Source organism: Barnesiella viscericola DSM 18177 (assembly GCF_000512915.1).
Taxonomy (GTDB): domain Bacteria; phylum Bacteroidota; class Bacteroidia; order Bacteroidales; family Barnesiellaceae; genus Barnesiella; species Barnesiella viscericola.
The window spans coordinates 1975548-1997559 of sequence record NZ_CP007034.1 but is presented as its reverse complement, the minus strand read 5'-3'; the positions used below and the strand labels follow the sequence as shown (position 1 = coordinate 1997559).

General features: G+C 50.6%; 32 protein-coding genes. 1 reads left to right on the top strand and 31 read right to left on the bottom strand.

From position 1 onward, the window contains the following. Positions 1 to 15: 15 nt before the first annotated feature. From secY to BARVI_RS07995, 28 genes are all read right to left on the bottom strand, one after another. On the bottom strand, positions 16 to 1338 hold the full coding sequence (secY, locus tag BARVI_RS08130) for a preprotein translocase subunit SecY (RefSeq protein ID WP_025278754.1): 1323 nt from the start codon (positions 1336 to 1338) through the stop codon (positions 16 to 18). Positions 1339 to 1342: 4 nt separating this feature from the next. Continuing rightward, the gene (gene rplO, locus BARVI_RS08125) at positions 1343 to 1789 is read right to left on the bottom strand and encodes a 50S ribosomal protein L15 (protein WP_025278753.1); all 447 of its coding nucleotides are present in this window, start codon (positions 1787 to 1789) and stop codon (positions 1343 to 1345) included. 30 nt (positions 1790 to 1819) lie between these two features. Beyond that, positions 1820 to 1996, bottom strand: coding sequence for a 50S ribosomal protein L30 (gene rpmD, locus BARVI_RS08120; RefSeq protein ID WP_025278752.1), 177 nt, complete (start codon positions 1994 to 1996; stop codon positions 1820 to 1822). A gap of 15 nt (positions 1997 to 2011) precedes the next feature. Then, positions 2012 to 2530: a 30S ribosomal protein S5 gene (gene rpsE / locus BARVI_RS08115; RefSeq protein ID WP_025278751.1), complete on the bottom strand. Its 519-nt coding sequence runs from the start codon at positions 2528 to 2530 to the stop codon at positions 2012 to 2014. Between the two features lie 5 nt (positions 2531 to 2535). Continuing rightward, positions 2536 to 2877 carry a 50S ribosomal protein L18 gene (gene rplR / locus BARVI_RS08110; protein WP_025278750.1) on the bottom strand — a complete coding sequence of 114 codons (342 nt, stop codon included), beginning with the start codon at positions 2875 to 2877 and terminating at the stop codon, positions 2536 to 2538. A gap of 19 nt (positions 2878 to 2896) precedes the next feature. Continuing rightward, positions 2897 to 3451 (bottom strand): 50S ribosomal protein L6, encoded by a 555-nt coding sequence (gene rplF / locus BARVI_RS08105; protein WP_025278749.1) that lies wholly within the window; start codon positions 3449 to 3451, stop codon positions 2897 to 2899. Positions 3452 to 3470: 19 nt separating this feature from the next. Continuing rightward, entirely contained in the window at positions 3471 to 3866 is a 396-nt protein-coding gene (rpsH, locus tag BARVI_RS08100; protein ID WP_025278748.1) for a 30S ribosomal protein S8, read from the bottom strand. A 58-nt stretch (positions 3867 to 3924) separates the two neighbouring features. Continuing rightward, positions 3925 to 4194, bottom strand: coding sequence for a 30S ribosomal protein S14 (gene rpsN / locus BARVI_RS08095; RefSeq protein ID WP_008862846.1), 270 nt, complete (start codon positions 4192 to 4194; stop codon positions 3925 to 3927). Between the two features lie 3 nt (positions 4195 to 4197). Further along, positions 4198 to 4755, bottom strand: coding sequence for a 50S ribosomal protein L5 (rplE, locus tag BARVI_RS08090; RefSeq protein WP_025278747.1), 558 nt, complete (start codon positions 4753 to 4755; stop codon positions 4198 to 4200). Then, on the bottom strand, positions 4755 to 5075 hold the full coding sequence (rplX, locus tag BARVI_RS08085; RefSeq protein WP_025278746.1) for a 50S ribosomal protein L24: 321 nt from the start codon (positions 5073 to 5075) through the stop codon (positions 4755 to 4757). The genes rplE and rplX overlap by 1 nt, the downstream gene beginning before the upstream one ends. 21 nt (positions 5076 to 5096) lie before the next feature. After that, positions 5097 to 5462 (bottom strand): 50S ribosomal protein L14, encoded by a 366-nt coding sequence (gene rplN / locus BARVI_RS08080; protein ID WP_008862849.1) that lies wholly within the window; start codon positions 5460 to 5462, stop codon positions 5097 to 5099. 2 nt (positions 5463 to 5464) lie between these two features. Further along, entirely contained in the window at positions 5465 to 5722 is a 258-nt protein-coding gene (rpsQ, locus tag BARVI_RS08075) for a 30S ribosomal protein S17 (protein ID WP_025278745.1), read from the bottom strand. A gap of 20 nt (positions 5723 to 5742) precedes the next feature. Next, a complete protein-coding gene (locus BARVI_RS08070; protein WP_025278744.1) occupies positions 5743 to 5940 on the bottom strand; it encodes a large ribosomal subunit protein uL29 in 198 nt (65 codons plus the stop codon). 3 nt (positions 5941 to 5943) lie between these two features. Beyond that, on the bottom strand, positions 5944 to 6375 hold the full coding sequence (rplP, locus tag BARVI_RS08065; protein WP_008862852.1) for a 50S ribosomal protein L16: 432 nt from the start codon (positions 6373 to 6375) through the stop codon (positions 5944 to 5946). Between the two features lie 14 nt (positions 6376 to 6389). Further along, positions 6390 to 7115, bottom strand: a complete 726-nt coding sequence (rpsC, locus tag BARVI_RS08060) for a 30S ribosomal protein S3 (protein WP_025278743.1) — start codon at positions 7113 to 7115, stop codon at positions 6390 to 6392. 7 nt (positions 7116 to 7122) lie between these two features. Then, entirely contained in the window at positions 7123 to 7533 is a 411-nt protein-coding gene (rplV, locus tag BARVI_RS08055) for a 50S ribosomal protein L22 (RefSeq protein ID WP_025278742.1), read from the bottom strand. Positions 7534 to 7577: 44 nt separating this feature from the next. Beyond that, a complete protein-coding gene (gene rpsS / locus BARVI_RS08050) occupies positions 7578 to 7847 on the bottom strand; it encodes a 30S ribosomal protein S19 (RefSeq protein WP_025278741.1) in 270 nt (89 codons plus the stop codon). A 20-nt stretch (positions 7848 to 7867) separates the two neighbouring features. Continuing rightward, a complete protein-coding gene (rplB, locus tag BARVI_RS08045) occupies positions 7868 to 8692 on the bottom strand; it encodes a 50S ribosomal protein L2 (protein WP_025278740.1) in 825 nt (274 codons plus the stop codon). 7 nt (positions 8693 to 8699) lie between these two features. Continuing rightward, positions 8700 to 8990: a 50S ribosomal protein L23 gene (rplW, locus tag BARVI_RS08040; protein WP_025278739.1), complete on the bottom strand. Its 291-nt coding sequence runs from the start codon at positions 8988 to 8990 to the stop codon at positions 8700 to 8702. Between the two features lie 17 nt (positions 8991 to 9007). Further along, entirely contained in the window at positions 9008 to 9628 is a 621-nt protein-coding gene (rplD, locus tag BARVI_RS08035) for a 50S ribosomal protein L4 (RefSeq protein ID WP_025278738.1), read from the bottom strand. Then, positions 9628 to 10242, bottom strand: a complete 615-nt coding sequence (gene rplC / locus BARVI_RS08030) for a 50S ribosomal protein L3 (RefSeq protein WP_025278737.1) — start codon at positions 10240 to 10242, stop codon at positions 9628 to 9630. Before rplC ends, rplD begins: the two co-directional genes overlap by 1 nt. A 21-nt stretch (positions 10243 to 10263) precedes the next feature. Next, complete coding sequence (rpsJ, locus tag BARVI_RS08025) at positions 10264 to 10569, bottom strand: 30S ribosomal protein S10 (RefSeq protein ID WP_008862860.1); 306 nt, start codon at positions 10567 to 10569, stop codon at positions 10264 to 10266. Between the two features lie 24 nt (positions 10570 to 10593). Beyond that, on the bottom strand, positions 10594 to 12714 hold the full coding sequence (gene fusA, locus BARVI_RS08020; protein ID WP_025278736.1) for an elongation factor G: 2121 nt from the start codon (positions 12712 to 12714) through the stop codon (positions 10594 to 10596). Between the two features lie 26 nt (positions 12715 to 12740). Next, complete coding sequence (gene rpsG, locus BARVI_RS08015; protein ID WP_025278735.1) at positions 12741 to 13217, bottom strand: 30S ribosomal protein S7; 477 nt, start codon at positions 13215 to 13217, stop codon at positions 12741 to 12743. A 167-nt stretch (positions 13218 to 13384) separates the two neighbouring features. Next, positions 13385 to 13789 (bottom strand): 30S ribosomal protein S12, encoded by a 405-nt coding sequence (gene rpsL, locus BARVI_RS08010; RefSeq protein WP_008862863.1) that lies wholly within the window; start codon positions 13787 to 13789, stop codon positions 13385 to 13387. A gap of 252 nt (positions 13790 to 14041) precedes the next feature. Continuing rightward, entirely contained in the window at positions 14042 to 14590 is a 549-nt protein-coding gene (gene rfbC / locus BARVI_RS08005) for a dTDP-4-dehydrorhamnose 3,5-epimerase (RefSeq protein WP_025278734.1), read from the bottom strand. Positions 14591 to 14714: 124 nt separating this feature from the next. After that, positions 14715 to 16403, bottom strand: a complete 1689-nt coding sequence (locus BARVI_RS08000) for an asparagine synthetase B family protein (protein WP_025278733.1) — start codon at positions 16401 to 16403, stop codon at positions 14715 to 14717. A gap of 27 nt (positions 16404 to 16430) precedes the next feature. Then, entirely contained in the window at positions 16431 to 16676 is a 246-nt protein-coding gene (locus BARVI_RS07995; RefSeq protein WP_025278732.1) for a hypothetical protein, read from the bottom strand. A 135-nt stretch (positions 16677 to 16811) separates the two neighbouring features. Here BARVI_RS07995 and BARVI_RS07990 point away from each other — a divergent pair, with 135 nt between their 5' ends. Continuing rightward, positions 16812 to 18005, top strand: a complete 1194-nt coding sequence (locus BARVI_RS07990) for a putative sugar nucleotidyl transferase (protein ID WP_025278731.1) — start codon at positions 16812 to 16814, stop codon at positions 18003 to 18005. A gap of 130 nt (positions 18006 to 18135) precedes the next feature. On the opposite strand, the gene argB is transcribed toward BARVI_RS07990, so the two are convergent. The 3 genes from argB to BARVI_RS07975 all read right to left on the bottom strand — a co-directional run bounded on the left by argB (position 18136) and on the right by BARVI_RS07975 (position 21935). After that, positions 18136 to 18909, bottom strand: a complete 774-nt coding sequence (gene argB, locus BARVI_RS07985) for an acetylglutamate kinase (RefSeq protein ID WP_025278730.1) — start codon at positions 18907 to 18909, stop codon at positions 18136 to 18138. Between the two features lie 12 nt (positions 18910 to 18921). Beyond that, positions 18922 to 20044 (bottom strand): peptide chain release factor 2 gene (gene prfB / locus BARVI_RS07980; RefSeq protein WP_157232568.1). Its coding sequence is split into 2 segments (ribosomal slippage): positions 18922 to 19980 and positions 19982 to 20044, totalling 1122 coding nucleotides; the frame shifts between segments, so codons are not numbered across the junction. 82 nt (positions 20045 to 20126) lie between these two features. After that, a complete protein-coding gene (locus BARVI_RS07975) occupies positions 20127 to 21935 on the bottom strand; it encodes an AMP-dependent synthetase/ligase (protein ID WP_025278729.1) in 1809 nt (602 codons plus the stop codon). Positions 21936 to 22012: the final 77 nt, after the last annotated feature.

The following is a 22012-nucleotide window of genomic DNA, read 5'->3' as shown; positions in this document are numbered from 1 at the left end:
TATATTCTCCTTGTTTTAATAAGCTCCGCTACGACCTTTTATTCTGCCCGATTTCATCAGACCGTCATAATGGCGCATCATCAAGTGGCTTTCAATCTGTTGCAAGGTATCAAGTACTACACCTACCAAGATGAGCAGCGACGTTCCACCGAAGAACTGAGCGAACTCGGCACTTACGCCACAAATCTGGGCAAAAGCCGGCAGAATGGCCACAATAGCCAGGAAGATAGAACCGGGCATAGTGATTCTCGACATGATCGAGTCGAGATAATCGGCCGTCTTCTTACCGGGTTTTACACCGGGTATAAAGCCGTTGTTGCGTTTCATATCTTCGGCCATCTGCGTGGGTTGCACGGTGATTGCCGTATAGAAATAGGTGAAGACTATGATCAGGAATGCAAACACAAAGTTATACCAGAATCCCGTCATCGACATGAACGATTGCCAGAACGAGCTTGCGTTGGTTACGCTGAACCCGGCAATGGTGATGGGGATAAACATGATGGCCTGGGCAAAGATGATAGGCATCACACCTGCCGTGTTGACCTTCAAGGGGATATACTGGCGAGCACCGCCATACTGTTTGTTACCTACAATACGCTTGGCATATTGTACGGGGACTCTCCGGGTGCCCTGTACGAGCAGAATTGCTGCGGCGATAACGGCCAGCAGGAAAATAATCTCGATAAGGAACATCACCAAACCACCTTGTTTAGAAGCCAGACGGCTGGTAAATTCGGCGGCGAAAGCCAGCGGCAGACGAGCGATGATACCGACCAAGATGATGAACGAGATACCGTTGCCGATACCCTTGTCGGTAATACGTTCGCCCAGCCACATGATAAACATACTGCCGGCAGCAAGCACGATTGTAGAAGAAACTATAAACAACCAACCGGAGGGGAATAAGGCCGACCCCATCTGAACTTTCAGGTTCACCAAGTAGGCAGGACCTTGCAAGAGCAGAATGATAACGGTCAAATAGCGGGTGTATTGGTTAAGTTTCGTACGACCGCTCTCGCCTTCGCGTTGCAGCTTCTGGAACGAGGGCATCACCATACCCAGCAATTGGATTACAATCGAGGCGGTGATATAAGGCATGATTCCCAAGGCAAAAATCGAAGCGTTGGAGAATGCACCTCCCGAAAACATATCGAGCAACTGCATCAGACCCTTGCTCGTCTGGTTGCGCAAAGCGTCCAGATTGGCAGGATCGATACCTGGAAGCACGACGTATGACCCCACGCGATATACCAGCACCAGCAGAATGGTGGTGATGATACGCTTGCGGAGGTCTTCGATTTTCCAAATGTTTTTTATAGTTTCTATTGCTCTCATTGTATTAGAGTTTGACTACTGTTCCACCTGCGGCAACGATAGCAGCTTCGGCGGTTTTGGAGAATGCGTGTGCGCAAACTTCCAATTTGGCCGTAAGAGTACCTTTACCAAGAATTTTCACTAACTGATTGGCAGAAATAAATCCGGCAGCCACAAGTGTATCGATGTCGATTTTTTCCAGTTTCTGGCTATCGGCCAGTGCCTGCAAGGCTTCGAGATTGATGCCTTTGTATTCTACACGATTTATATTCTTGAAGCCAAATTTAGGAACACGGCGTTGGAGAGGCATCTGACCACCCTCGAAACCGATTTTGCGTTTGTAACCCGAACGCGACTTTGCTCCTTTATGACCTCTGGTAGAAGTTCCACCCAAACCAGAACCCGGTCCACGACCGATTCTCTTTCTTGTTTTGGTTGACCCTTCGGCGGGTTTTAAATTACTCAAGTCCATATTTGTTTCTTTTTTAATCGATGGATAAAATTACTCAACTACTTTCACCAGGTGTTTAACCTTTTCTACCATGCCCAGGATTTGGGGGGTAGCGTCGTGCTCTACGACGTGGTTGAGTTTTCTCAGGCCCAGTGCATCAAGCGTCTTCTTTTGTACAGCGGGGCAATTGATGCGGCTCTTTACTTGTTTGATTTTTATCTTTTCCATTGCTTGTCCTCCGTATTAACCTTTAAAGACTTTTTCTACCGAGATACCTCTGTTTTGAGCGACGGTAGCCGCATCTCTCAGTTCGCACAAGGCAGCAATCGTGGCTTTCACCAGGTTGTGGGGGTTGGACGAACCTTTCGATTTGGCAAGCACGTCGGTGATACCTACGCTTTCGAGAACGGCACGCATGGCACCACCGGCCTTTACTCCGGTACCCGGAGATGCAGGTTTGATATACACGAGGGCTCCGCCGAATTTGGCCAGCTGGTCGTGGGGGATTGTGCCTTTGAGTACCGGTACTTTTACCAGATTCTTCTTGGCAGCTTCCACACCTTTGGCGATAGCGGTGGTTACTTCGCTCGCTTTTCCGAGGCCCCAGCCTACGATACCGGCTTCGTTGCCTACTACGACAATAGCCGAAAAGCTGAACGTACGACCACCTTTGGTCACTTTCGTTACACGGTTGATGGCAACCAAACGGTCTTTCAACTCGATGTCGTTTGTCGATTTTACTCTATTTATTTTTCCTGTCATGACGATTAAAATTTAAGGCCACCGTTGCGGGCAGCATCAGCTAATTCTTTTACTCTCCCATGATACAGGTAACCGTTGCGGTCAAATACAACCGTGGTAATACCGGCTTCCTGTGCTTTCTTGGCGATAGCTTCACCTACTTTCGCAGCCTGCTCTTTCTTGGGAGCGGCTTCCATACCTCTCGACGAGGCGGCAGCGAGCGTTTTTCCGGTGAGGTCGTCGACCAATTGCACATATATTTGTTTATTGCTTCTAAACACCGTCATACGGGGGCGTTCGGCCGTGCCGGATACCTTACCGCGAATGCGGGTTTTGATTTTGAGTCTTCTTTCTATCTTCGTTGTCATGATAATACCTGTTTAATGATTATTTGGCACCTGCCGATTTACCCGATTTTCTGCGGATTACCTCGCCAACGAACTTGATACCTTTACCCTTGTAAGGTTCGGGCTTGCGCAACGAACGAATCTTGGCACACACCTGGCCGATCAGTTGCTTGTCGCACGATTCGAGAATAATCAACGGGTTTTTGTTTCTCTCCGATTTGGCTTCTACCTTGATTTCGGCAGGAAGTCTCAAAAAGATGGCGTGAGAGTAGCCGAGCGAGAGCTCGAGTACCTGGCCTTGGCTTTGGGCACGGTAACCTACGCCGACCAGCTCCATCTCTTTCTTATAGCCTTCCGAAACACCTACCACCATGTTGTGGATCAGGGCGCGGTAAAGACCGTGAAGGGCACGTGTCTGTTTTTCATCATTAGGCCGGGTCACATGAATAGCCCCGTCTACCATTTCAACTTTAATTTCGGGCGATACGGTCTGCGACAGTTCCCCTTTGGGTCCTTTTACCTTTACCTCATTTCCGGAGATAGTAACGGTAACTCCGGCGGGTACTACTATGGGCAATTTTCCTATTCTTGACATAATATATACCTCCTTTTAATTAGTAAATGTAACATAATACCTCGCCACCGATTTTCAGGTCGCTGGCCTCTTTGTTGGTCATCACGCCTTTCGAGGTGGAGAGAATTGCAATACCCAAACCGTTCAATACGCGCGGCATGTCTTTGTAGCCGGTGTAACGACGCAAACCCGGACTCGAGATACGAATCAGCTTCTGGATTGCGCTCACTTTGTTTACGGGATCGTACTTCAAGGCAATCTTGATGGTGCCTCGGGGACCGTCTTCTACAAACTTGTAATTCAGAATGTAGCCTTTTTCAAAAAGGATTTTCGTGATTTCTTTTTTCAATTTCGAGGAAGGCACTTCAACTACTCTGTGATGAGCTTTGATGGCGTTTCTCAATCTTGTCAGATAATCTGCTATTGGATCTGTCATATAAAAATTTGTTTAAATTGATCCGGAGTCTCCGGACAATATTTAACACTAAAAATAATTACCAGCTTGCTTTCTTTACGCCCGGGATAAGTCCAGCCGATGCCATTTCGCGGAACTGTATACGGGAAATCCCAAACTGACGGATATATCCTTTGGGACGACCGGTAATTTTGCAACGGTTGTGCAAACGTACACGCGATGCGTTTTTCGGCAGCAGTTGAAGGGCCTCGTAGTTACCTTCTGCCTTGAGTTGTTTTTTCTTTTCGGCATATTTGGCAACCAGCTTGGCTCTCTTCACTTCACGAGCTTTCATCGATTCTTTTGCCATATCTTAGTCTTTTTTTGCGTTTTTAAAAGGTAAGCCAAATGCTTTGAGAAGAGCATACCCTTCCTCGTCGGTTTTGGCTGAGGTTACAAAGGTAATATTCATTCCCATAATTTTGGTAATACTATCGATATTTATTTCAGGGAAAATGATTTGTTCCTGAATTCCGAGGGTGTAGTTGCCTCGTCCATCGAGTTTGCTTTCGATACCTTTGAAGTCGCGGATACGGGGAAGAGATACGCGTACCAGACGCTCCAAGAACTCGTACATGCGCTCGTGACGGAGGGTTACCATCACACCGATAGGCATTTTCTTACGCAGCTTGAAATTTGAAATATCTTTGCGCGAGAGGGTTGCCACTGCTTTCTGACCGGTGATGGCCGTCAACTCGTTGATGGCGGTTTCGATGATTTTCTTATCGGCCGTTGCTTCGCCAAGACCTTGATTGATCACGATCTTTTTCAAGACGGGCACCTGCATAATCGACGAGTAGTTGAACTCCTTCTGCAAGGCGGGCACGATTCTTTCGAGATATTCTTTCTTCAGATTTGCGGTGTTGTTCATTACTTAATCTCCTCTCCTGATTTTTTGGAATAACGTACTGAAACGCCTGCTTCATTTTTCTTCCGCCCGATACGGGTTGCTTTTCCGCTCTTGGGATCCAGAGGATTCAAATTGGAAATATGAATAGGAGCTTCTTTCTTCACTATACCTCCCTGGGGGTTTTTGGCATTGGGTTTGGTACTCTTGGATACCATGTTGATACCTTCTACGATGGCACGTTGCTCTTTTACCAACACGCTCAGTACACGACCGGTCTTGCCTTTGTCCTCACCGGCGTTTACATAGACTGTATCTCCCTTTTTGATATGTAACTTGCTCATTTAATCTTTCACTTTATTCGATTAAAGTACTTCGGGTGCCAACGACACGATTTTCATGTTTACGGCACGCAACTCTCTGGCAACCGGGCCGAAGATACGGCTACCGCGCAATTCGCCTGCGTTGTTCAACAACACGCATGCGTTGTCGTCGAAGCGAATGTATGAGCCGTCTTGACGACGGATTTCCTTCTTCGTGCGCACGATAATGGCTTTCGATACGGCGCCTTTTTTCACATCGCTCGAGGGGATAGCGCTTTTGATCGCTACGACGATTACATCGCCTACCGACGCATAACGGCGACCGGTTCCGCCCAACACGCGAATACAAAGAGCTTCCTTAGCTCCGCTGTTGTCAGCTACTGTAAGTCTTGATTCTTGTTGTATCATAATTACTTAGCTCTTTCGATGATTTCTACTACTCTCCATCTCTTTGTTTTGCTCAAAGGACGAGTCTCCATCAGCCGCACGGTATCACCGACGTTGCATTCGTTCTTCTCGTCGTGAGCATGGTATTTCTTCGTCTTGTTCACGAATTTACCATAGATCGGGTGTTTCTCTTTCCACTTCACGGTTACCGTGACGCTCTTTTCCATCTTGTTGCTGGAAACCACACCGACTCTCTCTTTTCTTAAATTTCTACTTTCCATCTTCGATAATGTGGCTGAGTTTATTTGTTATTAAGTTCACGTTTGCGCAACTCGGTTTTCATGCGCGCAATCATCCTGCGTTCGTGAGTTATTTTAGCAGGACTGTCCAACGGCGAGATGCTGTGGTTAATCACCATCTGGTCGAGTGCGGCCACGGCTGCATCCAATCTTTCCTGCAACTCCTTGGAGCCTAATTCTTTTACTTCTGCTTTTTTCATAACTTACACATTTTGACTGGCGTCGTAGTCACGACGAACAACGAACTTAGTGGTAACGGGAAGTTTCTGAGCACCCAGGCGCAGAGCCTCCTTAGCGATCTCATAGGGTACACCTTCTACCTCGATGATGACACGACCCGGGGTAATGGGGAATACGAATCCTTCGGGATTACCTTTACCTTTACCCATACGTACGTCGGCCGGCTTCTTAGTAATAGGTTTATCGGGAAATATACGGATCCAAATCTGACCTTGACGTTGCATGTAACGTGTTACAGCAACACGAGCGGCCTCGATTTGACGACCTGTAATCCATTTCGTATCTAACGACTTGATGCCGAAAGAGCCGAAAGCCAGCTGGTTGCCTCTTTGGGCGTTGCCCTTTTGGCGACCTTTTTGCTGTCTTCTGAATTTAGTTTTTTTCGGTTGTAACATAGTTCAATTTTCGTTTAGCGGTTAGTTTTGGGTTTTCTGAAGCCCTTCTTCGGACCTCCGTTTCCACCACGTGCATCTTTGGCATTGTTGGTGAAGGCGGGAGCCAGGTCTTTCTTTCCGTAGATTTCGCCACGGCAGATCCAAACCTTGATTCCGATGATACCTACTTTCGTAAGAGCTTCTACCAAGGCATAGTCAATATCGGCACGCAAGGTGTGCAGCGGGGTTCTTCCCTCTTTGTACATCTCGGAACGAGCCATTTCGGCGCCGTTCAGACGACCCGACACTTGTACCTTGATACCTTCGGCACCCATGCGCATCGTCGAGGCGATGGCCATTTTTACGGCGCGACGGTAGGCGATTTTGCCTTCGATCTGGCGAGCGATGTTGCTGGCCACGATTTCGGCGTCAAGTTCGGGGCGTTTTACCTCGTAGATATTGATTTGTACGTCCTTGTCGGTGATTTTCTTCAACTCTTCTTTGAGTTTGTCAACCTCTTGACCTCCCTTACCGATGATCAAGCCCGGACGAGCCGTGCACACGGTAATGGTTATCAACTTCAACGTACGTTCTATAACTATGCGTGAAACGCTGGCTTTTGCAAGACGGGCATTCAAATACTTCCGGATCTTGCTGTCTTCCAACAACCTGTCACCATAGTTTTTACCGCCATACCAATTGGAATCCCAACCTCTGATGATTCCCAAACGGTTACTTATCGGATTTACTTTCTGTCCCATCCAGCAATTAGTTTTTGTTATCGTTTTTATTTATTGTATCAACAAACAGTGTTACGTGATTCGAACGTTTGCGAATCCGGTAACCTCTTCCTCGCGGAGCCGGACGAAGACGCTTCAACATTGCTGCGCAATCTACATAGATTGTCGAGATGTACAGTTCTCCGCTTTCGGCCTTGCGCTCGTTCTTTTGCTCCCAGTTGGCAATGGCCGAACGCAACAGTTTTTCCAGTCTTTGCGAAGCTTCCTTGTTCGAGAACTTCAATACGCCCAGGGCTTTGAATACTTCCATGCCTCTTACCATGTCTGCGGCCAAGCGCATCTTGCGGGGTGAGGTAGGAACGTTGTTCAACTTGGCGAAATATTGAGTTTTCAGAGCTTCCTTCCTTCTATTGGCTGATTCTCTTTTTCTTGCACCCATTTTTCAATTCTTTAATTGTATTAAAACTCGCATTCCCTCAGGCCTTATTTTTTCTTGTTACCTGCATGACCGCGGAATGTACGCGTGGGGGCAAACTCACCGAGCTTGTGCCCTACCATGTTTTCGGTAACGTATACGGGAATAAATTTATTACCATTGTGTACTGCAAAAGTATGCCCTACGAATTCGGGAGAAATCATAGAGGCACGCGACCATGTCTTAATCACCGACTTCTTGCCAGATGCTTCCATGGCGGCTACTTTCTTGTCCAGCTTCACACTGATATATGGGCCTTTTTTTAATGAACGACTCATGTTGTTGTCAATTTATCAGATTACTTTTTCCTTCTTTCAATTATATACTTCGAAGAGTGTTTCTTCGGAGCTCTGGTCTTCAAACCTTTTGCATACAAGCCTTTTCTCGATCTGGGGTGTCCACCTGATGCACGTCCTTCACCACCACCCATCGGGTGATCTACAGGGTTCATCACAACACCACGGTTGCGAGGACGACGGCCCAACCAGCGCGAGCGTCCGGCTTTACCCGAGCGTTCGAGGGCGTGATCCGAATTTCCTACGCTGCCGATCGTGGCTTTACAGGTTGCGAGGATTTTTCTGGTTTCTCCAGAAGGTAATTTGATAATTGCATAATCGCCTTCTCTCGAAGTCAACTGAGCAAACGTTCCGGCCGAACGAACCAAGAAGGCTCCTTGACCCGGACGCAACTCGATGTTGTGAATCACAGTACCGATAGGTATGTTTTTCAGAGGCAACGCATTTCCTACCTCAGGAGCTGCATTTTCGCCAGACATCAAGGTTGCTCCAACTTCCAAGCCGTTGGGTGCAATAATGTAACGTTTTTCACCGTCTGCATAATAAAGCAATGCGATACGGGCCGAACGGTTCGGGTCGTATTCGATAGCTTTTACAGTAGCGGGTACACCGTCTTTGTTTCTCTTGAAGTCGATCAATCTGTATTTTCTCTTGTGACCGCCTCCAATGTAGCGCATGGTCAAATGCCCTTCATTGTTACGACCACCCGATTTTCTGACACCTCTTACAAGAGATTTTTCTGGCGCGCTAGCAGTGATTGTATCAAATGCACCAATAACTTTGTGTCTTTGCCCCGGTGTTGTGGGCTTTAATTTTCTTACTGCCATTGTTTAATTAGATATTGCTATAAAAATCAATAGTTTCTCCTTCTTTCAATGTAACCAAGGCTTTCTTATAAGCGGCCGTCTTTCCCGAGATGAGACCGGTCTTGGTGTAGCGGCTTTTGTTTTTGCCACGATAGTTCATCGTGTTTACCGATACGACCGTCACGTTGTACATCTCTTCTACGGCTTTCTTGATTTGCAACTTATCGGCCTTCGGGTCCACACGGAAACCATAGCGATTGTATTTCTCGCCCATGGCCGTCATTTTCTCTGTTACGATAGGTTTAATAATAATTCCCATATTTAAGCCTCCTTACATCAAAAGTTATTGATAGCGGCCACCGTGCTCTCAGTCAAAACCAAAGCCTTGTTGTCCAACACTTTGTATGTATTGAGTTCCGATACCGTTATCACATTTGTTCCCGTAAGATTACGGGCCGACAAATATACGTTTTTATTTTGTTCCGATAAAACCAAAAGTGACTTTTTATCAGCAACTTGCAAATTTTTCAGCAAGTTTACGAATTCCTTGGTCTTGGGAGCCTCGAAAGTGAAATCTTCGACTACTACGATGGCGTTGTCCTGAGCCTTGTAAGTCAACGCCGATTTGCGGGCGAGTTCTTTCACTTTCTTGTTGAGTTTGAAACGGTAATCGCGGGGTTTGGGACCGAATACTCGACCACCACCGATCATAACCGGCGAGTTGATATCACCGCTACGAGCGCCGCCCGTTCCTTTTTGTCTTTTCAGTTTGCGGGTACTACCCGATACTTCACTTCTTTCTTTGGATTTGTGAGTACCTTGACGCAGGTTGGCCAAGTATTGTTTCACATCGAGATATACGGCGTGATCATTGGGCTCGATTCCGAATACCGAATCGTTCAAAACAACCTTCTTACCGGTGTCCTCACCTTTAATGTTATATACGTTCAGTTCCATTATTTCTCAATTATTACGATTGAACCTTTACTCCCCGGTACCGATCCTTTGATGAGCAAAAGATTGTGCTCGGGTATTACTTTTAACACTTGGAGGTTTTGCACGGTTACGCGGCTGTTACCCATCTGGCCGGCCATACGGGTGCCTTTGAACACGCGGGCAGGGTATGAACATGCACCGATAGAACCGGGGGCACGCAAGCGGTTATGCTGACCGTGTGTGGTTTGTCCCACACCGCCGAAGCCGTGACGCTTTACGACGCCTTGGAAACCTTTACCTTTTGATACGCCGATTACATCTACGTAATCCGCACCTTCAAACAAATCAACGGCGATGGTGTCGCCCAATTTGTATTCGGTATCGAATTTGAACTCGGCCAAGTGTCTCTTGGGCGTTACGCCTGCTTTCTTGAAATGTCCGGCTTCGGGCTTGGTGGTATGTTTATCTTTCTTGTCGATGAAACCTACCTGTACTGCCTCGTAACCATCTTTTTCAACGGTTTTGATTTGCGTAACTACGCAAGGACCAACTTCGATAACAGTGCATGGTACATTTTTACCCTCGGCACTGAAAACGGATGTCATTCCGATTTTTTTTCCTAATAATCCTGGCATTTCTACTTAATTTTTGTTGAATCACACTTTAATTTCTACATCTACTCCGCTGGGCAATTCCAACTTCATCAGGGCGTCTACCGTCTTGGCCGTAGAGCTGTAAATGTCGATAAGACGCTTGAACGAAGACAACTCGAATTGCTCTCTCGATTTTTTGTTTACGAAAGTCGAGCGGTTTACCGTGAAGATACGTTTGTGAGTAGGTAGAGGTATAGGCCCGCTCACTACTGCTCCCGTAGCTTTCACCGTCTTTACGATTTTCTCGGCCGACTTGTCAACCAAGTTGTGGTCGTAAGACTTCAATTTAATTCTGATTTTTTGGCTCATATTGATATTTGATGGTTTATTTGATTACAATAAGTCTACTCGACCGTTTACTTCGGTCAACACATTCTTGGCAATCGACGAGCTTACCTCGGCATAGTGCGAGAACGACATTGTCGAGGTGGCACGACCCGAAGTGATGGTACGCAAAGCGGTTACGTAACCGAACATCTCGGCCAGCGGCGCCGTTGCTTTTACGATACGGGCGCCCGAACGGCTCGATTCCATACCTTCGATTTGGCCACGACGTTTGTTCAAGTCGGAGATTACATCACCCATGCTCTCTTCGGGGGTTACTACCTCGATCTTCATAATGGGCTCCAGCAATACAGGGCCGGCTTTTTCGCAGGCTTTCTTGAAGGCTTGGATTGCACAGAGTTCGAACGACAACTGGTCGGAGTCTACGGGGTGGAACGAACCGTCGAGTACGGTAACTTTCAGACTGTCTACCGGGAAGCCGGCCAATACACCGTTCTTCATAGCGGTGGTGAAACCTTTCTGAATCGAGGGGATAAATTCCTTGGGAATGTTACCACCTTTTACTTCATCGACAAATTCGAGACCGGCCTCTTCGCGGGTCGAAGGTTCTACACGTACGATGATGTCGGCGAACTTACCACGACCACCCGTCTGTTTCTTGAATACCTCGCGGAGCTCAACCGGCTTGGTGATGGCCTCTTTGTAGGTAACTTGGGGACGGCCCTGGTTACATTCTACCTTGAACTCACGTTTCAGACGGTCGATGATGATTTCCAGGTGGAGCTCACCCATACCGCTGATTACCGTTTGTCCGGTCTCCTCGTTGGTAGCTACGGTAAAGGTAGGATCCTCTTCGGCCAGTTTTTGCAGACCGATACCCAGCTTGTCGAGGTCTTTCTGAGTCTTGGGCTCAACGGCAATACCAATCACAGGTGCGGGGAAGTCCATAGCTTCGAGTACGATAGGAGCATCTTCGGCACACAAGGTATCACCGGTGCGGATATCCTTGAATCCTACGCCTGCACCGATATCGCCGCAGTCGATAGACTCTTTGGGGTTCTGTTTGTTCGAGTGCATCTGGAACAGACGCGATACACGCTCTTTCTTGCCCGAACGGGAGTTGAGCACGTAGGAACCGGCAACAACCTCACCCGAATATACGCGGAAGAAGCAGAGACGGCCTACATAGGGGTCGGTTGCAATCTTGAAGGCGAGGGCACACATGGGCTCGGAGAAGGAGGGGTGACGTACCACTTCTTTCTCGGGGTCGTTCATGTCGTGACCTACTACGGCCGGTGTATCAACGGGGCTGGGCAAGAATGCGCACACGGCATCGAGCAGCGGTTGTACACCTTTGTTCTTGAACGACGATCCGCAAATCATCGGGACGATTTGCATGGCCAGGGTGCCTTTGCGGATAGCGCGAACAATCTCCTCTTCGGTGATGGTCGAGGGATCGGAGAAGTATTTCTCCATCAAGTCGTCGTCGCACTCGGCAATCTTTTCGAGCATCTTGTCTCTCCACTCGTCGCACTCGGCTTTCATGTTGTCGGGGATCTCCTCCATGTTGTAGTCGGCGCCCATGGTTTCGTCGTGCCAGTAGATGGCTTTCATACGAATCAGGTCGACTACGCCTTTGAAGGTCTCCTCAGCGCCGATAGGCACTTGAATGGGGCAGGGGTTTGCACCCAGCACATCTTTCAACTGGCGAACCACTTCAAAGAAGTTGGCGCCCGAGCGGTCCATTTTGTTTACATAACCGATACGAGGTACGTTGTATTTGTCGGCTTGGCGCCATACGGTTTCCGATTGGGGTTCTACACCACCTACGGCACAGAACGTAGCCACGGCACCGTCGAGTACACGCAACGAGCGTTCTACCTCTACCGTAAAGTCAACGTGCCCCGGAGTATCGATCAAGTTGATTTTGTATTTCTCGCCTTTATAGTTCCAGAAAGCGGTTGTGGCGGCCGACGTAATCGTGATACCGCGCTCTTGCTCCTGTTCCATCCAGTCCATGGTAGCGGCACCATCGTGAACCTCGCCGATTTTGTGAGTCAACCCCGTGTAGTACAAGATACGTTCCGAAGTTGTTGTCTTACCGGCATCGATGTGTGCCATAATACCAATGTTTCTGGTATATTTCAAATGAGCGTCAGATTTTGCCATTTTCTTTATTCCTTATTTTAATTCAATTAAAATCTAAAATGAGCGAATGCACGGTTGGCCTCGGCCATCTTGTGCATGTCTTCTTTACGTTTGAATGCACCACCCTGCTCGTTGAAAGCGTCGACAATTTCGGCAGCCAGTTTGTCGGCCATCGTTTTGCCACCTCTCTTACGAGAATAGATAATAAGATTTTTCATTGAAATAGATTCCTTACGATCGGGGCGGATTTCCGTAGGTACTTGGAATGTAGCACCACCCACACGGCGAGACTTAACCTCTACTTGAGGTGTAATATTTTCGAGGGCTTTCTTCCAGATTTCGAGGGCCGATTTTTCCTCGTTGGGCAGTTTCGATTTCGCAATCTCCAATGCGCTGTAGAAAATAGAGTAAGCTATACTCTTTTTACCATCATACATCAAGTGGTTCACAAATTTTGAAACCCTTACATCATTGAATACGGGATCTGGTAATACAACCCGTTTCTTTGGTTTTGCTTTTCTCATTTTTTACAATAAATTGTCGTTCTTGTTTTTGGTTGCTGTTCTTTACATCTTCAACGAAATCCGCCGATTTCATTTACTCAACCCAATCAGCCTATCCAATAAACGCGAACCAGTGTTTGACACTAATTCTTTTTAATTTCTCTGTGCTGTCTTGTCAAAGGGTTCGATTATTTCTTACCTTTTGCGGCAGGTGCAGCTCCTGCTTTCGGTCTCTTGGCGCCATATTTCGAGCGACGTTGCGTACGGCCACCTACACCGGCAGTATCCAATGTACCACGTACGATGTGATAACGAACACCGGGGAGGTCTTTTACACGACCGCCACGAACGAGTACGATAGAGTGCTCTTGCAGATTGTGACCTTCACCGGGGATATAAGAGTTCACCTCTTTTCCGTTGGTTAAACGTACACGAGCAACTTTACGCATGGCAGAGTTAGGTTTCTTAGGAGTCGTCGTGTAAACTCTCACGCAAACGCCACGTCTTTGCGGACATGAATCCAATGCAGGAGATTTACTCTTGTCTTCCAATACAACCCGTCCTTTTCTTACTAATTGTTGAATCGTAGGCATTTCTTAGAACTTTTTTAAAAATCTTTTTACTTATAATTTTCCTTTTTATTCTCTCGGCCCAAGACGCCAAAATCGGCCACTACGTTCACATAATCAATCGATTACACAATCGTATCGGCCTTTTACGGCATCAAAAGTGGTGCAAAGATAAGCACTAAATCATTAAAAACCAAACATATTGGGATTATTTTTTCGGCATTTTATCTTTATGCCACAACAGGTTGGGAGGTATGTACTACCTTTTGAAGTTTTTTATTCAAAGGTTTCGATTTCGTCGAACCCGAGTCCGACCCGATCTTTGTCCGAGAGGAGCATCTCCTCGGCTTTCACCGGCCACACCACCCCCACCCGGGGGTCGTCGTAGCGCAGCGTGGCTTCGTGCTGGGGGGCATACACGTTGTCGACCTTGTAGCAGAACTGGGCGGTCTCGCTCAGCACGGCAAATCCGTGGGCAAATCCGCGCGGGATATAGAGTTGCCTCTTGTTCTCGTCGGAGAGCTCTACCCCGATGTATTGCCCGAACGTGGGCGACGACCGGCGCAAGTCTACCGCCACGTCATAGACCCGCCCCTGGGTGACCCGCACCAGCTTGGCCTGCGACCACTCTCCCTTCTGATAATGAAGGCCGCGCAACACGCCGTAACTCGACCGGGACTCGTTGTCTTGAATGAAATCGACCGGCCCGACATATTGCTCGAAAAGTTCTTTTTTATAACTCTCCATGAAATAGCCCCGGCTGTCGCCAAAGACTTGCGGCTCTATGACGAAAACGCCTTTCAGTTTCTGCTCGATAAAGTTCATCATCTCTTTTTGGTCTTTCGACAAAGATAGTGCAATCCTCGGGCAGAACGAAGACAAATCGGCTTTATTTTATCGACGGCTTTCCCGAGTGCATGCGGAGTGACCCGCCGGGCAGCCGCCTCGTCTACGGCAGGTTTTTCAGTTGCAGACACAACGAGAGGAGCTTCCACACCTTCATCGGGTCGGCAAAGAGCCCCTCGTCGCCCTGTTGCCACTCCCGTTCCAACCGGGTGTGGTCGAACCAGGCCGAGGCTCGTCCGTAGCGCAGGTCGAACACCACCTCATCGGCCCACGACTTCAAATCGGAGGTCAGTTCGGGCTCTCCCGGTTCGTCCTCAGGGGCCAGCCGTATCTGTGCCGGGAGCAGCGGTTCCACAATCTGCCGGGCGAACCATTGCCTACGGTTACGGCCCGAGGGTGAACCCTCGGCCCGGGCAAAGGCTATCTCAACGAGGTTGTGATTCAGAAAGGCATTTCTGAGCTGCACCCCGTAATACATGCTCATCTTGTCTACACTGCGCAACAGGTGGGGCAGGCGCTCATAACAGAGGTCGCAAAACCTCAACTGGTCGTTCTCCGACTCGAACAGATGCCGATAGCGCGGTTTCCGGGCTAGCTGGCGAAAATCGGCCGACAGCAGCTCCGACGGCACCAGTGACGAGTACCGGTCGCCGGGAAGCGGTGTATTACCCAGGAGATGGGTTAACCCCCAACCGCCGCTGACCACGGCAAGCCCCCGCTTGCGCATCACCCTGAAAAAGGCCGAGCGGGCTACCATATCCACCCCGTCGACCGGCTCTTCCTGCCAACGGGTCAGGTAGTCGAGCTCTTTCAGCAACATCGTCTTCGTGATGGCCACCTGCTCCAGCGGCAATGCGGTCTCCGACAACAGTTCGGCTCCCCACAGGGCACTGCTTTGGTGCAGTTTGCCGCGATAGTGCATGTAACTTTTCAAATACCGGGGGCACCCTACCGCCTTCATCAACGCGATGAAGAGGGCCGACTCCACCCCGCCGTCCAACGAGAGCCCCTTGGGCATATCGCCCATGAGGCTGTACCCCACGCTGCGGTGCAACTGGTCCAGGAAGGCTTCGGTCTGGCGCTCGGGCGACTCTTCGCTCCACGCCTTCACCCGGTTTTCAAACGCATACCACCGCCTCTCGACCAGCGAATAACCGTTGTAGTGCAACAGAAATCCGGCCGGCAGCTGATGCACCCCCTCCCAAAAGGTCTCGTAGGGACTGCCGTAGGTCGAATAGGCCAGGTAGCTGGCCCATCGCTCGGCCGAGAGCAACGGCCTGATTCCTGCGGCAAAGAGGGCTCGCACCTCCGAAGCAAAGTAGAGGTTACCCCGATGGGTGGCATAGTACAACGGCTTGATTCCAAAGCGGTCGCGACAGAGCAGCAACTCCTCGGAAAAACGGTTGTAGATAACTATCGCAAAATAGCCCTCGAAGCGGTCGAAACAGCTATCACCCCAGCGGTCATAGGCCTTAGCCACCACCTCGCACACCCCCTCGGTCGAAAACCGGTAGTAGTTGGAGAGGCGTTCACGCACCTCGGCATAGTTGAATATCTCGCCGTCGAGCATGACGACCAGCCCCGTGTCAGTATCGTCAAACGGCTGGCTCGGGGCCCGGGCCGACTCGATGGTCACCCGGCGATTGTGCATCAGGCCCACCCGGGCATCGACAAACGAGGAGACCCACCCTACCGGTTTCTCTCCACCCCGATGCTCCTGCGCCTCGGCCATTTGCCGCAACACCCGTTCTATCCACTCTACCTCCCCTACAATTCCCGACAAGCCGCTCATAATCCGTTACACCTCCTCATCATCTTGTTAATCCTTATTGACCAAACGAGGGGCGCACACCCGCCGAAACAGTTCGTCCAGAGTTCCCGTACTCGAAAAATCCTCGGGCGTCACCTCCACGTGATACTCCTCTTCGAGCATCATCGCCAGCGACACCTCAAACAAGAAATTCCACTCTTTCAATCCCTTATATCGGGTTTCCGGCGTAACCGAGTCGCGGTCCGTCCGGTACAACATACCCGCAACCAGCTGTACGAAACGATTCTCTTCCATAGACTTTTTTCTGCATAAACGACCACGTGGCGCCATTTGTTCAATCGCCCGCCCTCCACGCAATACCTCGCCACAGATTTTGATTTTCCACAAGTTTTACATTACCTTTGATGTATCAATCAATTATAGGCGATTATGAAAAATATCATTCTCTTCGACATCAACCAGCAGCATCTCGAACTGCTGCCCCTGGCGTTTACCCGGCCCATCGCCGACATACGCATAGGTATCCTCACCATACGCGAAAAGTGGGAACGCATGTTGTCCGGCAACTACTCCTACCTCACCCCCGATTACATGGCCGGGAAATACCCGGCTCACTTTACCGACGACAACCTTTTCATAGCCGGCCATCTGATTCCCGACGAGGAGCTGGCCCGACAGGTCAATATCCTGAATCCCGGCGAAGCGCTCATCGACCAGCAGACGGTCGTTGCCTTCCGCGGGAGTGAAGCCGACTTCCGGGAGAGCCGCTATGCCCACACCCTCGAAAGCTCCCGCAAACTTCGGTACATACAACATCTCTACGATATTTTCCTGCTCAACGGCGAGTGTCTCGAAGCCGATTTCAAACTCATCACCCGCGGACGCACCAGCCAGCCGCTCAGCCCCTCGAACCGCATCATCGGCGACCCCTGCTTTGCCGACGGCACCTCCAAGATTTTCGTTGAGCCCGGTGCCAAGGCCGAGTGCGCCATTTTCAACGTAACCAACGGCCCCATCTATCTGGGCGCCGACTCGGAGGTGATGGAGGGCAGCTGCATACGGGCACCGTTTGCCGCCTGCGAGCATGCCTATGTCAACATGGGTACCAAAATCTACGGAGCCACCACGCTGGGCCCCTACTGCAAGGTGGGCGGTGAACTGAACAACGTGGTGATGTTCGGCTTCTCCAACAAGGCGCACGACGGGTTCCTGGGCAACGCCGTCATCGGCGAATGGTGCAACCTGGGTGCCGGAGCCGTGGCCTCGAACCTCAAAAACGATTACAGCGAAATCAAGTTGTGGAACTACCCCACCCGCCGTTTCCTGCCCACGCATCTGCAATTCTGCGGTCTCATCATGGGCGACCACTCCAAGGCCGGCATCAACACCATGTTCAACACCGCCACGGTGATAGGCGTGGGGGTCAACATTCACGGGGCCGGATTCCCCCGCAACTTCGTTGCCTCGTTCAGCGAAGGCGGTACGGCCGGATTTACCGACGTACAACTGCCCAAGTTCTACGCCATTGCCGAGAAGATAATGGCGCGCCGCGGGCGCTTGCTCACCGAGGCCGACAAGACCATATTCGAGGCTATCTACAACCAGGCCGAACAGTTGAAATAAAACGCCGGTCTCACGACCAGATACAGTGAGGGCTGCTCCCCGATGGGGAACAGCCCTCGCTGTTTTATTCTGTCTTAACTTGCCCGGTCTTCATCGGTCCTGTTCCGATTGCAGGAAAAGCCTTCCCGCCTTATTCCACGATGCGGGTCCCTTCATGCTCCTTGCCGATGGCATCGGCCCGGGTAATGACCACCTCGCGCACCCCGTGACGAATGGCATCGAAGGCATTTTCGAGTTTCGGTATCATACCGCCCTGCACAATGCCCTGTGCCCGATAATCCTCGAACTGCGAGCGGGTCATCTGGGCAATCACGCTGTTGTCGTCGTTCTCGTCGCGCAGCACACCCCGCTTCTCAAAGCAGTAGACCAGCGACACGTCGTAACGCGAGGCCAAAGCCTTGGCCGTTTCGCCCGCCATGGTGTCGGCATTGGTATTGAGCATCGAGCCCTTCCCGTCGTGAGTAAGAGGCGCGATGACAGGGACCACCCCCATCTCGATCAGTCCCGACAGGGCGGCACCGTCGACCCGACGCACATCGCCCACGTAACCGTAGTCAACCTCCTGCACCGGCCGCTTGTCCGAGAGGAGGATATTCATGTCGGCTCCTGTCATACCCAGAGCATTCACACCCAGGGCCTGCAAGCCCGCCACGATATTCTTGTTGACCAGTCCGCCATAGACCATCGTCACCACTTCGAGCATCGGACGGTCGGTAATGCGACGGCCACCCACCATGCGGCTCTCGATACCCAGCCGGGCTGCCATGGCCGTGGCCGACCGGCCGCCGCCGTGTACCAGCACCTTGCGACCGGGTATCGCGGCAAACGAAGCGAGCAGGCGGCTCAATGCCTCCTGCTCCTCCACTATCTTGCCGCCAACTTTTATCAGCGTAAGTTTTTCCATCGTAAACAGAGGTTATGCGTTGCTTTCGTCTCCACCGAACTCCATCAGATAGGCTTTGATAAAGCCGTCGATCTTGCCGTCCATGACGCCTTGCACGTCGGAGGTCTGGTAGTTGGTGCGGTGGTCTTTCACCCGGCGGTCGTCGAAGACGTAACTGCGTATCTGCGACCCCCACTCGATTTTCTTCTTGCCGGCCTCGATTTTGGCCTGCTCGGCCATACGGTGCTGCAACTCCTTGTCATACAAGATAGAGCGTAACTGACGCATGGCATTCTCGCGGTTCTTGGGTTGGTCGCGCGTCTCAGTATTCTCGACCAAGATTTCCTCCTCTTCACCGGTATAGGGGTCTTTGAACTGGTAGCGCAACCGCACGCCCGACTCCACCTTGTTCACATTCTGTCCACCGGCACCGCTCGAACGGAAGGTATCCCACGAAATGTTGGCGGGATTGATGTTGATTTCGATGGTATCGTCGACCAGCGGGGTGACAAATACCGAGGCGAACGAGGTCATGCGCTTGCCCTGGGCGTTGTAGGGTGACACCCGCACCAGCCGGTGCACGCCGTTCTCGCTCTTCAAATAACCATAGGCATAATCGCCCTCGATCTGTATCGTTACCGACTTGATACCGGCCTCATCGCCTTCGAGAATATTGGAGATGGAGGTCTTGTAGTTGTGCTGCTCGCACCAGCGCAAGTACATGCGCATGAGCATCGACGCCCAGTCTTGCGCCTCGGTACCGCCGGCACCCGAGTTGATTTTCAGCACGACGCCCAACTTGTCCTCCTCGCGGCGCAGCATGTTGCGCAATTCGAGATTCTCGATCTGCGTCATCGTGCGGTGGTAAATCTCGTCGACCTCCTCTTCCGTCACGATACCCTCCTTCACGAAATCGAAGGCCAGTTTCAACTCCTCGACCGATTTCTCGATTTCGGTATAGCTGTCTATCCAAAAGTGTAAAGCCTTTACCTTTCTCATCTGCGCTTCGGCCTTCTTCTGGTCCTCCCAGAAATCGGGCACATGGGTGCGCAACTCCTCTTCTTCTACTTCGATTTTCTTGGAATCGATGTCAAAGATACCTCCTCAACGCCAACTTGCGTTCTTCTGTCTCTTTTAATTGTTCTTGTGTAATCATGTTGTTCTAAAAATTTTCTATTAAAAAAGGGTGTACAAAATTATACACCCTTGCCTTATTTACCAAATTTCGCTTTTCGTTTTTAGGCATACATCGCCTCTATCTCCTCCTTGTAGAGCAGGTTGATGACCGACCGGCGTATCTTCAACGTGTTGGTGAGCTCGCCCTTCTCCATGCTGAATGCACGCGGCAGCAGCGTGAAGCGCTTGATTTGCTCGAAGCGGGCAAAGTTCTTCTGCAAGGCGTCGATACGTTCCGAGATAAGGGCGTGAATCTTCTGGTTCTTCACCAGATCTTCGAGATTACGATACTGGATATGCTTTTGAGCGGCATACTCCTTCAAAGCCTCGAAGGCCGGAATGATGATGGCCGTCACATACTTGCGCTGGTCGCCGATGACAGCCACCTGGTCGATGTACTTGTCTTCGCCCAGGCGGGTTTCCAATGCCTGCGGAGCGATGTATTTCCCGTTCGAGGTCTTGAAGAGGTCCTTCAACCGTTCGGTCAGGGCCAAAGCCCCCTCGTCGTTTATCTTGCCGGCATCGCCCGTGCGGAACCAGCCGTCCTTGGTAAAGACGCGGGCCGTCTCCTCGGGTTTGCGGTAATAGCCCTTCATCACGGTTTTGCCCTTCACCAGTATCTCGTTGTTCTCACCCAGTTTCACCTGAATGTCGGGCATGAGCGACCCCACCGTACCAAATTCATAACCCGTGCGGTCGAAGCAGCTCACCGTAGCCGTCGTCTCCGACAGACCGTAGCCATAGACGATGTTGATGCCGCAGATGTGCAGAAATTCGTTGATCGTGTCGGAAAGCGGAGCTCCGGCCGTGGGGAAGATGTTTCCGTTTTCCACCCCGACAGCCCGACGGATTTTCGAGAAGACAAACTTGTCGTAGAAGCGGTATTGCCATTCGAGCCACATCGGGGGACGCTTGCCGGCACGCAGGCAGTCGATATTGCGACGGCGACTGATGCCGCAGGCCCGTTCGGCCAGACGACGGGTCACCCCTTTCGTCTTCGAGAGCTTATCCTGAACGGCGGCATAGACCTTCTCCCAGAAACGGGGTACGCTGCACATGATGGTGGGACGCACCTCGCATATGGTGTTCTGTATATCCTTGGGGTCGACATTGATGGCGATGCGCATGCCCACCGTGAGGCAGTAGTACGACCAGGCCCGTTCAAACACGTGAGTCAGCGGCAGGAAGCAGAGCGACACGTCGCTGTCGGAGCAGGTCACCAGCCGTTGCAGGTGAATGCGCATGGCCTCGTCGTAGTTCGAGTGGGCCAGCATCACCCCCTTGGGCTCACCGGTCGTTCCCGAGGTATAGATAAGTGTAGCCAAATCGTCGGGGCTACCGGCCTGACGGCGGCGTTCCACCTCGGCAGCTACGTCGGCACCTGCCTGACGGCCCTGCTCCAGCAGGTCGTCGAAATAGACCGATGTCGTGTCGTCGGCCGTCCGCTTGATGGCGGGGTCGAAAAGTATCAGTTTTTCGAGCGTGGGGCACTCCCGCAAAGCGACAATGGCATTGTCGTATTGCACCTGTCCGCCTACGAACAGAAAGCGCACCTCGGCTTCGTTGATAATGTATTCAATCTGGTCGAGCGAGCTGGTAGGATAGAGCGGAACGACCACCGCACGGTTGTCGAATGCCGCAAAGTCCACGATGAAACCTTCGGGTTTGTTCTGTGTATATGTCGAAATGTTTTCCTGCTCGCGAATGCCTAAGAGAACCATGGCCTGCGCCATGTATGAGACCTGTTCTGAAAAACGGTTCCAAGAGGTAGGAACCCATTGATTTTTTGTGTAGTCCTTGTGGCTGAACGCCTCACGGTTTCCGTATTTGGCAGCCTGCTTGCGGACCAACGAGGTAAGTTGATTTACCATAAAATGAGATTATAAATCTGCCGCAAAGTTACGCATTATATTGGCTCAATGCCCATTTTAATAAGTTTTAAGCAGAT

Bases quoted from the DNA above. Each gene is read 5' to 3' on its own strand.
- secY (WP_025278754.1), bottom strand. From the start codon at position 1,338: ATGAGAGCAATAGAAACTATAAAAAACATTTGGAAAATCGAAGACCTC.
- rplO (WP_025278753.1), bottom strand. From the start codon at position 1,789: ATGGACTTGAGTAATTTAAAACCCGCCGAAGGGTCAACCAAAACAAGA.
- rpmD (WP_025278752.1), bottom strand. From the start codon at position 1,996: ATGGAAAAGATAAAAATCAAACAAGTAAAGAGCCGCATCAATTGCCCC.
- rpsE (WP_025278751.1), bottom strand. From the start codon at position 2,530: ATGACAGGAAAAATAAATAGAGTAAAATCGACAAACGACATCGAGTTG.
- rplR (WP_025278750.1), bottom strand. From the start codon at position 2,877: ATGACAACGAAGATAGAAAGAAGACTCAAAATCAAAACCCGCATTCGC.
- rplF (WP_025278749.1), bottom strand. From the start codon at position 3,451: ATGTCAAGAATAGGAAAATTGCCCATAGTAGTACCCGCCGGAGTTACC.
- rpsH (WP_025278748.1), bottom strand. From the start codon at position 3,866: ATGACAGATCCAATAGCAGATTATCTGACAAGATTGAGAAACGCCATC.
- rpsN (WP_008862846.1), bottom strand. From the start codon at position 4,194: ATGGCAAAAGAATCGATGAAAGCTCGTGAAGTGAAGAGAGCCAAGCTG.
- rplE (WP_025278747.1), bottom strand. From the start codon at position 4,755: ATGAACAACACCGCAAATCTGAAGAAAGAATATCTCGAAAGAATCGTG.
- rplX (WP_025278746.1), bottom strand. From the start codon at position 5,075: ATGAGCAAGTTACATATCAAAAAGGGAGATACAGTCTATGTAAACGCC.
- rplN (WP_008862849.1), bottom strand. From the start codon at position 5,462: ATGATACAACAAGAATCAAGACTTACAGTAGCTGACAACAGCGGAGCT.
- rpsQ (WP_025278745.1), bottom strand. From the start codon at position 5,722: ATGGAAAGTAGAAATTTAAGAAAAGAGAGAGTCGGTGTGGTTTCCAGC.
- BARVI_RS08070 (WP_025278744.1), bottom strand. From the start codon at position 5,940: ATGAAAAAAGCAGAAGTAAAAGAATTAGGCTCCAAGGAGTTGCAGGAA.
- rplP (WP_008862852.1), bottom strand. From the start codon at position 6,375: ATGTTACAACCGAAAAAAACTAAATTCAGAAGACAGCAAAAAGGTCGC.
- rpsC (WP_025278743.1), bottom strand. From the start codon at position 7,115: ATGGGACAGAAAGTAAATCCGATAAGTAACCGTTTGGGAATCATCAGA.
- rplV (WP_025278742.1), bottom strand. From the start codon at position 7,533: ATGGGTGCAAGAAAAAGAGAATCAGCCAATAGAAGGAAGGAAGCTCTG.
- rpsS (WP_025278741.1), bottom strand. From the start codon at position 7,847: ATGAGTCGTTCATTAAAAAAAGGCCCATATATCAGTGTGAAGCTGGAC.
- rplB (WP_025278740.1), bottom strand. From the start codon at position 8,692: ATGGCAGTAAGAAAATTAAAGCCCACAACACCGGGGCAAAGACACAAA.
- rplW (WP_025278739.1), bottom strand. From the start codon at position 8,990: ATGGGAATTATTATTAAACCTATCGTAACAGAGAAAATGACGGCCATG.
- rplD (WP_025278738.1), bottom strand. From the start codon at position 9,628: ATGGAACTGAACGTATATAACATTAAAGGTGAGGACACCGGTAAGAAG.
- rplC (WP_025278737.1), bottom strand. From the start codon at position 10,242: ATGCCAGGATTATTAGGAAAAAAAATCGGAATGACATCCGTTTTCAGT.
- rpsJ (WP_008862860.1), bottom strand. From the start codon at position 10,569: ATGAGCCAAAAAATCAGAATTAAATTGAAGTCTTACGACCACAACTTG.
- fusA (WP_025278736.1), bottom strand. From the start codon at position 12,714: ATGGCAAAATCTGACGCTCATTTGAAATATACCAGAAACATTGGTATT.
- rpsG (WP_025278735.1), bottom strand. From the start codon at position 13,217: ATGAGAAAAGCAAAACCAAAGAAACGGGTTGTATTACCAGATCCCGTA.
- rpsL (WP_008862863.1), bottom strand. From the start codon at position 13,789: ATGCCTACGATTCAACAATTAGTAAGAAAAGGACGGGTTGTATTGGAA.
- rfbC (WP_025278734.1), bottom strand. From the start codon at position 14,590: ATGAACTTTATCGAGCAGAAACTGAAAGGCGTTTTCGTCATAGAGCCG.
- BARVI_RS08000 (WP_025278733.1), bottom strand. From the start codon at position 16,403: ATGAGCGGCTTGTCGGGAATTGTAGGGGAGGTAGAGTGGATAGAACGG.
- BARVI_RS07995 (WP_025278732.1), bottom strand. From the start codon at position 16,676: ATGGAAGAGAATCGTTTCGTACAGCTGGTTGCGGGTATGTTGTACCGG.
- BARVI_RS07990 (WP_025278731.1), top strand. From the start codon at position 16,812: ATGAAAAATATCATTCTCTTCGACATCAACCAGCAGCATCTCGAACTG.
- argB (WP_025278730.1), bottom strand. From the start codon at position 18,909: ATGGAAAAACTTACGCTGATAAAAGTTGGCGGCAAGATAGTGGAGGAG.
- BARVI_RS07975 (WP_025278729.1), bottom strand. From the start codon at position 21,935: ATGGTAAATCAACTTACCTCGTTGGTCCGCAAGCAGGCTGCCAAATAC.